7 protein-coding genes and 1 riboswitch are annotated in these 10,379 nt (G+C 67.2%); of the genes, 5 read left to right on the plus strand and 2 right to left on the minus strand.

Features of this window, described 5'->3' with window-relative positions:
* The first annotated feature begins 51 nt into the window (after positions 1–51).
* Both QRO95_RS08360 and QRO95_RS08365 read left to right on the plus strand, forming a co-directional pair.
* Positions 52–1,419, plus strand: coding sequence for an amino acid permease (locus QRO95_RS08360; protein WP_285302261.1), 1,368 nt, complete (start codon positions 52–54; stop codon positions 1,417–1,419).
* A 103-nt stretch (positions 1,420–1,522) separates the two neighbouring features.
* Positions 1,523–1,933, plus strand: coding sequence for a VOC family protein (locus tag QRO95_RS08365; RefSeq protein WP_005410627.1), 411 nt, complete (start codon positions 1,523–1,525; stop codon positions 1,931–1,933).
* Positions 1,934–2,025: 92 nt separating this feature from the next.
* On the opposite strand, the gene gcvP is transcribed toward QRO95_RS08365, so the two are convergent.
* The gene (gene gcvP, locus QRO95_RS08370) at positions 2,026–4,893 is read right to left on the minus strand and encodes an aminomethyl-transferring glycine dehydrogenase (protein ID WP_285302263.1); all 2,868 of its coding nucleotides are present in this window, start codon (positions 4,891–4,893) and stop codon (positions 2,026–2,028) included.
* 62 nt (positions 4,894–4,955) lie between these two features.
* Positions 4,956–5,058: riboswitch (glycine riboswitch) on the minus strand.
* A 299-nt stretch (positions 5,059–5,357) separates the two neighbouring features.
* Between gcvP and QRO95_RS08375 the strand changes: the two genes are divergently transcribed.
* The 3 genes from QRO95_RS08375 (at position 5,358) to QRO95_RS08385 (ending at position 8,098) form a co-directional block, all read left to right on the plus strand.
* Entirely contained in the window at positions 5,358–6,584 is a 1,227-nt protein-coding gene (locus QRO95_RS08375) for a multidrug effflux MFS transporter (RefSeq protein WP_049421272.1), read from the plus strand.
* Between the two features lie 141 nt (positions 6,585–6,725).
* Positions 6,726–7,622 carry a siderophore-interacting protein gene (locus tag QRO95_RS08380; RefSeq protein WP_285302264.1) on the plus strand — a complete coding sequence of 299 codons (897 nt, stop codon included), beginning with the start codon at positions 6,726–6,728 and terminating at the stop codon, positions 7,620–7,622.
* A gap of 83 nt (positions 7,623–7,705) precedes the next feature.
* Positions 7,706–8,098, plus strand: a complete 393-nt coding sequence (locus tag QRO95_RS08385; RefSeq protein WP_008265644.1) for a hypothetical protein — start codon at positions 7,706–7,708, stop codon at positions 8,096–8,098.
* Positions 8,099–8,217: 119 nt separating this feature from the next.
* On the opposite strand, the gene QRO95_RS08390 is transcribed toward QRO95_RS08385, so the two are convergent.
* Entirely contained in the window at positions 8,218–10,182 is a 1,965-nt protein-coding gene (locus QRO95_RS08390) for a M2 family metallopeptidase (RefSeq protein ID WP_285302265.1), read from the minus strand.
* Between the last annotated feature and the right edge of the window lie 197 nt (positions 10,183–10,379).

Here is a 10,379-nt window from a genome sequence, read left to right on the forward strand (position 1 = left end):
GCACGGGACAGGGTAAGGTGTCGCCCCTGTAGCCCGCCGCCAGCCCCGCCGATGCCCAACTCGATTCCGACCGCTTCGCCGTCCCGCCTCGGACATTCGCTCAAGCCCCGCCAGCTGATCATGATGGGTCTGGGCAGCGCCATCGGCGCCGGCCTGTTCCTCGGCTCGGGCGTGGGTGTACAGGCGGCCGGCCCGGCGGTTCTGGTGTCGTATCTGGTCGCTGGTGCGCTGGTGATCATCGTGATGAACGCACTGGGCGAGATGGCGGCGGCCAAGCCGACCAGTGGCGCGTTCTCGGTCTACGCCGCTGATGCCATGGGAGCTACCGCCGGCGCCACCGTGGGCTGGCTGTGGTGGGTGCAGCTGGTGATCGTGATCGCCGCCGAAGCCGTCGGCGCGGCCGGGCTTCTTGCCACGGTCTGGCCGGCGATACCGGTACCGATGGCGGCGCTGGCCTTCATGCTGTTCTTCACCGCGATCAATCTGCTCGGGGTGAAGAACTTCGGCGAGTTCGAATTCTGGTTCGCCATCCTCAAGGTGGCGGCGATCCTGGCCTTCATCGCCATCGGTGTGGCGCTGCTGATGGGCTGGCTGCCGCAGGTGACTTCGCCGGGTCTGAGCAACTTCACCGAGCATGGCGGCTTCGCGCCGAAGGGGCTGGCCGGCATCGGCGCGGCGCTGCTGGTTGTCGTTTTTGCCTTTGGCGGCACCGAGATCGTAGCCGTCGCTGCGGCCGAAACCGAAGATCCCGAGCGCAGCATCGCCCGTGCCATCCGCACCGTGGCCTGGCGCATCCTGGTGTTCTACATCGGCTCGCTGAGCGTGATCATCGCTGTGGTGCCATGGACCAGCGAGGCGCTGAAGTCGCCGTTCGCTGCGGTGCTGGATATTGCCCGCATCCCGGGCGCGGGTACGGCCATCACCCTGATCGCGGTGATCGCGCTGCTGTCGGCGCTCAATGCCAACCTCTACGGCGCCTCGCGCATGATGTTTTCGCTGGCGCAGCGCCGCGAAGCCCCGGCCGTGCTCGGCTGGACCGACCCGCGCCAGGTGCCGGTGATCGCCGTGCTGGCCAGCGTGCTGTTCGGCTTTGCCGCCACGGTGATGGAACTGCTGTTCCCGGACCGGGTGCTGCCGGTGCTGCTGAACATCGTCGGTTCCACCTGCCTGCTGGTGTGGACGCTGTCGCTGGTGTCGCAGCTGGTGCTGCGCCGCCGCGCGGATCGCCTGGGTACCCGCCTGCCGTTCCGCATGACCGGCTTCCCGTGGCTGACCTGCTGCGCGCTGGCGATTCTGGCACTGATCTTCGGCCTGCTGCTGAGCGAGTCGCACACCCGCCTGCAGTTCCTGTCGATGGTGGCACTGACTGCCACGATCGCCGCCAGCAGCGCCATCGCCCGGCGCATGCGCGAGGCGTGACTGAAGCTGCCGGCCAGCGGCCGGCACTACCACGGGGGCTGCACATCCGCCGTGCCATCCTGATCGTGTGGGCCGTCCGCGGCCCGTCGACCAGGAGTACCGCATGCTGCGCAGCCGCCCCTTCCTGATGTTCACCGGCCAGGCCGAAGCGGCCCTGGCCCTGTATGCCGAGGCCTTCGCCGATTTCCGCCTGCTGGCAATGCAGCGCCATCCGGACGGCGCCGGTGCCGGCGTGCCCGGGCAGGTCCGCCAGGCCATCTTCCTGCTCGGTGGAACCCACTACCTGTGCTTCGACAGCCTGGACGTGCACGATTTCACCTTCTCACCGTCGATCTCGCTGTTCGTGGAGTGCTCCGGCGCCGAGCAGTTCGAGCGTGCCGCACGCGTGCTGGGTGAGGGCGGCCACTGGTTGATGCCGGTCGGCGACTATGACTTCAGCAACCGCTACGGCTGGGTGCAGGACCGCTTCGGTGTCTCGTGGCAGTTGAGCCTGGGGCAGATGCCCGACCCGTGATCGGATGTTTGTGGGTGTGGACCTTGGTCCACACGCGCTTATGAAAACGGCCCGCTTGCGCGGGCCGTTCTGTTTACCGATGCAGCGAGGAATCACGCCTCGACTTCATCATCCTTGTAGGCATCGACCGGGATGCAGGCGCACATCACGTTCTTGTCGCCGTACACGTTGTCCACGCGCGCCACCGGCGGCCAGTACTTCTGCAGCTTCAGGCTCGGCAGCGGGAACGCAGCCAGTTCGCGCGGGTAGGCGTGGGTCCACTCGCTAGCGGTCACCGCGGTCGCGGTATGCGGCGCGTTCTTCAGCGGGTTGTCCTCGCGGTCCAGGCGGCCGTCTTCGATTGCGGTGATCTCTTCGCGGATCTGGATCATCGCGTCGATGAAGCGATCCAGCTCATGCAGCGATTCGCTCTCGGTCGGCTCGACCATCAGCGTGCCGGCCACCGGGAAGCTCAGGGTCGGGGCGTGGAAGCCGAAGTCGATCAGGCGCTTGGCCACGTCCTCGGCTCCGATGCCGCTGGTCTTCTCCAGCGGGCGCACGTCCAGGATGCACTCGTGTGCCACCAGGCCGTTGCGGCCGGTGTACAGGGTCTTGAAGTGCGGGGCCAGGCGCTTGGCGATGTAGTTGGCGTTGAGCTGCGCGACCTGGGTGGCCTTGCGCAGGCCGTCGCGGCCCATCATCGCGATGTACATCCAGCTGATCGGCAGGATCGAGGCGCTGCCGAAGCTGGCCGCGCTGACCATGCCGACCGGGCCGTTGTCACCCAGCTTGCCCGGCAGGAACGGGGCCAGGTGCTCCTTGACCGCGCACGGGCCGACGCCCGGGCCGCCACCACCGTGCGGGATGCAGAAGGTCTTGTGCAGGTTCAGGTGCGAAACATCCGAACCCCACTTGCCCGGCTTGGCCACGCCGACCAGGGCGTTCATGTTGGCACCGTCGGTGTACACCTGGCCGCCGTGCTTGTGGATGATCTCGCAGATCTCCACCACCTCCTCCTCGAACACGCCGTGCGTGGACGGGTAGGTCATCATGATCGCGGCCAGGCGGTCGCTGTACTTCTCGGCGTTGAGGCGGATGTCCTCGACGTCGACGTTGCCGTTGGCATCGGTCTTGGTCACCACCACCTTCATGCCGCACATCTGTGCCGAGGCCGGGTTGGTGCCGTGCGCCGAGTCCGGAATCAGGCAGATATCGCGATGTTCCTCACCGCGCGAGCGGTGGTAGGCGCGGATCGCCAGCAGGCCGGCGTACTCGCCCTGCGCGCCGGAGTTCGGCTGCAGGCTGACCGCGTCGTAGCCGGTGCATTCCACCAGCATCGCTTCCAGCGTGTCGATCAGTTCCTTGTAGCCCAGCGCCTGGTCGGCCGGCACCAGCGGGTGGATCTGCGAGAACTCCGGCCAGGTCACCGGGATCATCTCGGCGGTGGCGTTGAGCTTCATGGTGCACGAGCCCAGCGGGATCATCGTGCGGTCCATTGCCAGGTCCTTGTCGGCCAGCGAACGCAGGTAGCGCAGCAGTTCGTGCTCGCTGTGGTGGGTGTTGAACACTGGGTGGGTCAGGAATGCGGACTGGCGCAGCAGGCAGGCCGGCAGCGCATCGGCGGTGCTGGCATCCAGCGCGTCGACATCCAGTGCGGCACCGAATACGGCAGCCACGGCAACGATGTCGGCGCGGGTGGTGGTCTCGTCCAGGCTGATGCCGACCGAGTCGCTGTCGATCGCGCGCAGGTTGTAGCCGGCGGCGCGGGCCTTGGCGTGGATCTCATCGGCGTGCACGCCGGTGACATGCAGGGTGTCGAAGAAGTCGCCACCGACCTGCACGCCTGCATTGCGCAGCGCTGCGGCCAGGATCGAGGCCAGGCGATGGGTGCGGCGGGCAATGCGGGTCAGGCCTTCCGGGCCGTGGTAGACGGCGTACATCGACGCCATCACCGCCAGCAGCACCTGTGCAGTACAGATGTTGGACGTGGCCTTCTCGCGGCGGATGTGCTGCTCGCGGGTCTGCAGGGTCAGGCGGTAGGCCGGGTTGCCCTGCGCGTCGATCGAGACGCCGATCAGGCGGCCCGGCATCGAGCGCTTGTAGGCGTCACGGCACGCCATGAAGGCGGCGTGCGGGCCACCGAAGCCGAACGGCACGCCGAAACGCTGGCTGTTGCCGACCACGATGTCCGCGCCCCATTCGCCCGGGGCGGCCAGCAGGGTCAGGGCCAGCAGGTCGGTGGCCACGGCCACCAGGCCGCCGCGTGCGTGCACGGCATCGACCAGCGCCTTGTAGTCGCCGACCTGGCCGAAGGTGTCCGGATACTGCAGCAGCAGGCCGAAGGCTTCCGCTTCCAGCGCTTCGGCCGGAGTGCCGACGCGCAGCACGATGCCCATCGGCTCGGCGCGGGTGCGCAGCAGTTCCAGCGTCTGCGGGTGCACGGCGTCGTGCACGAAGAAGGTGTCCGACTTCGACTTGGCCGAACGCTTGGCCAGGGTCATCGCTTCGGCGGCGGCAGTGGCTTCGTCCAGCAGCGAGGCGTTGGCGATTTCCATGCCGGTGAGGTCGGCGCACAGGGTCTGGAAGTTGATCAGCGCTTCCATGCGGCCCTGCGAGATTTCCGCCTGGTACGGGGTGTAGGCGGTGTACCAGGCCGGGTTTTCCAGGATGTTGCGCAGGATCACGTTCGGCGTGTGGGTACCGTAGTAGCCCTGGCCGATGAAGCTGCGCAGCACGGTGTTCTTGTCGGCGATCGCACGGATCTTCGCCAGTGCCTGCACTTCGGTCATCGACTCCGGCAGCGCCAGCGGCACCGGCGACTTGATCTTGGCCGGTACGATGGCATCGGTCATGCCATCCAGCGACGCGTGGCCGACGACATCGAGCATCTGCGCGATCTCGGCGTCGTTGGGGCCGATGTGGCGCTCGACGAACGCATTGTGGTGCTCGAGCTCACGCAGGGAAGGGGTGTTCTGGGACATGGCGAAGGATCCGTCAGGAAAGGGCACACGCACGGGCACAAGCCGCCGGTCGGCGGTCTGCGGGGCGCCCCTCTGTCCTTTTGCCTGAGAGTTTAAAAGCGCGGCGGACCGCAGCTTCGTGCCCCTTCGGCGCCGGATCGAACCGGTCTCTCCAGAGTTCTGTTACGGGTGGTATCGGGCCTGAGCGATTACGGGCGTTGCGCCTTCGGCAGCGGTGTTCCGCTTCTCCCACCGTGTTGCCCGCTGATTATAGCCCGTTGCGGGCCCGCCGGCCGCCTCCAGGCATGGCCGCCGCGCCTGAATGGCCGATGGCCCGGTCGTGCGTTTTGTGCACCGCTGCATGGCATCGGGCGCAATCCACACCTATGATGGGTGGATACCCGAATTCATCTGGCGCCGTCCCTGCAGAAGGGGACCGGCGCCCGCCGTGCGTGCCGCGCATGGCCCTGCCGGACGCCTTCCCCATGACCGCCGCTGTTGCTCCCTCCACCCGCCGCATGGCCCTGCTGCTCGCCGGTCTGGCCATGTTCGGTCCGTTCTCGATCGACACCATCTTCCCGGCGTTCCCGCAGCTGGCCCAGCGCCTGGCGGTGGACGAAGTGGCGGTGCAGCAGACCATCAGCGTGTACCTGCTGTTCTACGGCCTGATGAGCCTGGCGCACGGCCCGCTGTCCGATGCCTGGGGCCGCAAGTGGGTGATCCTCGGTGGCCTGGTGGTGTTCGTCGGCGCCTCGGTCGGCTGCGCGCTGTCCACCGACCTGACCACGCTGCTGGCGTTCCGCGCGCTGCAGGGCCTGTCGGCGGGTGTCGGCATGATCGTTGGCCGCGCGGTGATCCGCGATCTCTACCATGGCCACGACGCGCAGCGCCTGATGAGCCAGGTGTCGATGCTGTTCGGCATCGCCCCGGCCATCGCACCGATCATCGGTGGCTGGATCCTGCTCAGTGGCGCTGGCTGGCCGCTGATCTTCTGGTTCCTGGTGGTGTTCGGGCTGGTCCTGCTGGCGGCCACTGCGCGCTACCTGCCGGAGACCCATCCGGTTGAAGCGCGCGTGCCGTTGTCGCCGCGCACGTTGATGCGTGATTACCTGCGCATCGGCTTCAACCCGCGCTTCCTGCGCCTGGCGCTGGCCGGCAGCATCGGCTTCGGTGGCATCTTCCTGTACATCTCCTCGGCGCCGGTGTTCGTGATGCAGCACCTGCATCTGGGCGAGGGCGGCTTCGCCTGGCTGTTCATCCCTACCATCGGCGGCATGACCACCGGCTCGTTCCTGTCTGGGCGCATGGCCGGGCACACCACGCCTACCCGCCAGGTCGCCATCGGTTTCGGCCTGTGCGCGCTGTCGGTGCTGTTGAACGTCGGCTACGTGGCGCTGGCCCCGCAGTTCGTGCTGCCGTGGGCGGTGCTGCCGATCTTCCTGGGCGGCATGGGCATGGCGCTGATCTTCCCGATCCTGGCGCTGGCGGTGCTGGACATGTACCCGCACCAGCGCGGCCTGGCCTCGTCGCTGCAGGCCTTCGTGCAGCTGATGATCAGCACCGTGGTGGCCGGCGTGGTATCGCCGCTGCTGAGCGCCAGCCCGCTGCACCTGGCCTTGGGCCAGGCTGCGTTCTTCGGTGCTGGTTTCGTGTTCTGGTACTGGGAACACCAGCGTGAACGTGCGGCACAGGCAGTCTGCACGGGTCACTGAGCAGCGTGCAGGGGTAGGGCAGGCCGCGACGCCGGCAGCGCTTGCGACGGGAAACCACCGGACTAGGCTGGGCATTCCAGCCAGCCGGTGCGTGGATGCACGACAGCCAGCCAATCCGATGTCGTTGCATGAGGTTCCCCCATGGCTGCGCAGCAGACCTACCGCCTGTTCGAGGTGGCGCTGAAGGAGCGCCGCGTTCTTTCCCCTTCCCTGGACCGCATGGTGTTCACCGGTGCCGACGTGGCGCGGATGAAGACCGAAGGCCCGGACCAGCGCATCAAGGTGTTCTTCCCCTTGCCCGGCCAGGAGGTGCCGCAGGTCCCCAGCGGTGACGACTGGTATCCGCGCTACCGGTCCCTGCCGGACGATCAGCGCCCGCCGATGCGCACCTACACCATCCGCCAGCTGCGCGCCGAGCAGGGCGAGGTCGACGTCGATTTCGTCATCCACGGGGTGACCGGACCCGCTTCGCGCTGGGCCATGCATGCACGGCCGGGCGATCGCGTGGTGCTGCTGGCCCCCGACGCCGACTGTGCCGAGAGCAGCGAAGGCTGGGAGTGGAAGCCACCGGCCGGTGTCGGCCAGGTACTGCTGGTGGCCGATGAAACGGCGTTACCTGCGGTGGCGGGCATCCTCGAAGAGCTGGCGGCCATGCCTGATCCGCCGCGCACGCTGGCGTTGCTGGAAGTGGCCCAGGCCGGCGATGCGGTGCCGTTGAAAGCGCCGGGCACCGCCGAGCTGGTGTGGTTGCCGCGTGGGCAGGCCGCCTATGGCCAGCCGCTGCTGCAGGCGGTCCAGGAACGGCTGTCAGCGACCTCGAGCGTGGCTGCTGGCGATGCGCTGGAGGAGATCGACGTCGATACGCAGATCCTCTGGGAGCAGGCCGATGCCAGCGTGGCCGGGCCGCTGTATGCCTGGGTGGCCGGCGAGGCGGGTGCGGTGATGGCGATCCGCCGCCATCTGGTGCGTGACTGCGGGCTGGACCGTCGCGCGATCACCTTCATGGGCTACTGGCGGCACGGCAAGGTGCTGGACTGACCGTACTGGATCGAGCACGCGTGAAGCAGCGCTGCGGGCGGGGTGCGCTATCCTTGCGCCCCCCTTCGCAGCGGTACCGCACCATGTCCACCAGCTCCAAGACCCGCCGCGACCAGCGCCGTCGCCAGGAAAAGCAGGCCGCCAACAAGGCCGCCGCGCAGGCATCGCCGGTGGAACCGCATGCCGAGCTGCGCGATGCGCAGCGCACCCTGCTGGCCGGTGTCGTGCGCCGTGACGGCGAATGGGTGCTGGGCATGGACGGCCGCATCGCTGGCCACAGCGAGAGCGCTGCGCAGGTGCTGGCGCTGATCATGCAGGCCGGTGAACTGCACGAGCGCAACGGCACGCCGGTGCGCCTCATGTACTCCGATGCGCTGCGCGATGCCGCGCAGGCCGAAGCGAAGGAGAAGGGCCAGACCTTCGAGGAATTCAAGGCCGAGCTGGCCGCAGCGATGGCCGCGAAGAAGAACAGCTGACAGGCATTTCGGTAGAGCCGGCCGCTGGCCGGCTGCCAGACAGATGTCCACCGTGCAGTTGCCGGCCAGCGGCCGGCACTACCGGAAAGGGGCGGATCCTCGCGGACCCGCCCCTTTTCTCATTTCGCCGCCGGGGCCGCGTTGGCCTGCCAGCCGCACATCTGGCCTTCGTTCTGCTGCTTCAGCCACTCGTTGACCGGGGTGAAGTACTCGATCATCGGGCCGGCATCGAGCTTGTCGGTGCCGGTCAGCTCCTTCAGCGTGGCCTGCCACGGCTGGCTGGCACCCTTGCTCAGCATCGCCCAGTACTTCTGGCCGGCTTCCTTGTTGCCGTAGAAGGTGCACTCATGCAGCGGGCCCTTGTAGCCGGACGCGTCGCACAGGCCCTTGTAGAACTGGAACTGCAGGATGCGCGCCAGGAAGTAGCGGGTGTACGGGGTGTTGCCCGGCACGTGGTACTTCGCGCCCGGATCGAAGAACTCCTCGCCACGGGTGCTGGCCGGCGCCACGCCCTGGTACTTGGCCTTCAGGTCCCACCACGCCTTGTTGTAGTTGTCGGCGGTGATCGAGCCATCGAACACGCCCCAGCGCCAGCGGTCGATCATCAGCCCGAACGGCAGGAACGACACGCCCGACAGCGCCATGCGCATCTGGTTGTTGATGACCGCTTCGCGGCTTTCGGTCGGCGCATCAACCAGGCCGATCGAGCTGAGGTACTTGGGCGTCATCGCCAGCACGATGGTGTCGCCGATCGCTTCATGGAAGCCATCGTTGGCACCGCCCTGGAACAGCGGCGGCAGCGGGTTGTAGGCAAGGTCGTAATAGATGTGGCCCAGCTCGTGGTAGATGGTGGTGAAGTTTTCTTCGTTCGGCTTGATGCACATCTTGGTGCGCACATCGCCTTCCATGTTCATGTCCCAGGCGCTGGCGTGGCAGACCACGTCGCGATCGTCGGGCTTGATGAACTGGGTCTTTTCCCAGTACGACTGCGGCAGCGACGGCATGCCCAGCGACACGTAGAAGTCCTGGGCGCGCTCGGTCATCTGCCTGGCGGTACGCAGTTCGGCCTCGCGCTGTGCCTTGTACTGCGCCGCTACGTTGGCATCCTTGCCGGCCTTGGCCAGCGCCGCGCTCAGGTTGGTCTGGTACTGCTTTTCAAGCGCTGCAGTGATGTCCAGGCTGCCGGCACCCGGATACGGCTCCAGCTGGTCCCACAGATTCGACCAGTCCTGCTGCCACATGTTGCCCAGCAGGTGCGCGGCGATCAGGCCATTGCCCACTTCCGCCTTGTCCTTGCCGTAGGTCTTGTCCAGCTTGCCGCGTGCGTAGCAGTGCAGCTGCTCGTACATCGGCTTGACCTGTTCCCACAGGCGATCGGTTTCCGGGCCGATCTGTTCCGGCGGCATGTCATAGCCGCTGCGCCACATCTGGCCGGCATCGGTGAAGCCCATGCCCTTGGCGCCTTCGTTCACCAGGCCGACGAACTTCTGGTAGTCGCCGCGCATGCTCTTGGTGGTGCTGTGCCAGCCCTGCCAGGCATCGAGCTGCTTGTCGTAGTCGCGGCTGCGCGCGAGCACCTGCTCCAGCTCGCCCAGCTGGCGGCAGGAGTTGGGATCGTTGGTATCGGTGCAGTACTTGCCGGCGCCGTAGCTGCCTTCCATGCGGGTGGCGATCTGGGTCAGCTCGGCCAGCTTGGCAGGGTCACGCGGTGCCGGCATCGAGGACATCAGCTTCAGCAGGTGGATCGCGCGCTTGCTGTCCTCGCTCATCGGCTTGCCGTCGAACTTGGCGGCCTGTTCGATCCAGCTGTTGAGCTGGGTCAGCGAGCGCTCGTTGGCCTTGGCCGCGATGCGTTCCGAATCACTGTTGATGTAGGTGGAGGACAGCCACTGCGCCGAGGTCATCTCCGGGTAGGCGGCCTTGAATTCGGCATTGATGCGGGCCACGAACTGGTCGGCGGTTTCGCCGGCCGGGGCGCTGCTGCTGGCGGTATCGGTGCCTGGCGCAGCTTCCTTCTTGCAGGCGGCCAGGGCCAGCGTGGCGGCGGCGATTGCCGAGGCCAGCAGGAGATGACGGTGTTTCACGGGCGGTCCTTGGGTGGTGAACGACGGCCGAAGGCTAGTGGGCCGTCGCCGCCACCGCAAGTGGCGGAAGTCGGTTGGGTTCGGCAGGGCTGCGCCCTGCACCTGCCGAAGCCTTCAAGCAACGTCAACGTCAGAAGCGGGTATTCCGTGGTTTGGCGGGGCGGTGTCGGAGTGCGGGGACGCCGCAAGTACGTCCC

The organism is Stenotrophomonas maltophilia group sp. Smal13, assembly GCF_030236855.1.
Classification (GTDB): domain Bacteria; phylum Pseudomonadota; class Gammaproteobacteria; order Xanthomonadales; family Xanthomonadaceae; genus Stenotrophomonas; species Stenotrophomonas maltophilia_A.

Excerpts from the sequence above, each read along its gene's own strand:
- QRO95_RS08360 (WP_285302261.1), top strand. The coding sequence starts at position 52 with ATGCCCAACTCGATTCCGACCGCTTCGCCGTCCCGCCTCGGACATTCG.
- QRO95_RS08365 (WP_005410627.1), top strand. The coding sequence starts at position 1,523 with ATGCTGCGCAGCCGCCCCTTCCTGATGTTCACCGGCCAGGCCGAAGCG.
- gcvP (WP_285302263.1), bottom strand. The coding sequence starts at position 4,893 with ATGTCCCAGAACACCCCTTCCCTGCGTGAGCTCGAGCACCACAATGCG.
- QRO95_RS08375 (WP_049421272.1), top strand. The coding sequence starts at position 5,358 with ATGACCGCCGCTGTTGCTCCCTCCACCCGCCGCATGGCCCTGCTGCTC.
- QRO95_RS08380 (WP_285302264.1), top strand. The coding sequence starts at position 6,726 with ATGGCTGCGCAGCAGACCTACCGCCTGTTCGAGGTGGCGCTGAAGGAG.
- QRO95_RS08385 (WP_008265644.1), top strand. The coding sequence starts at position 7,706 with ATGTCCACCAGCTCCAAGACCCGCCGCGACCAGCGCCGTCGCCAGGAA.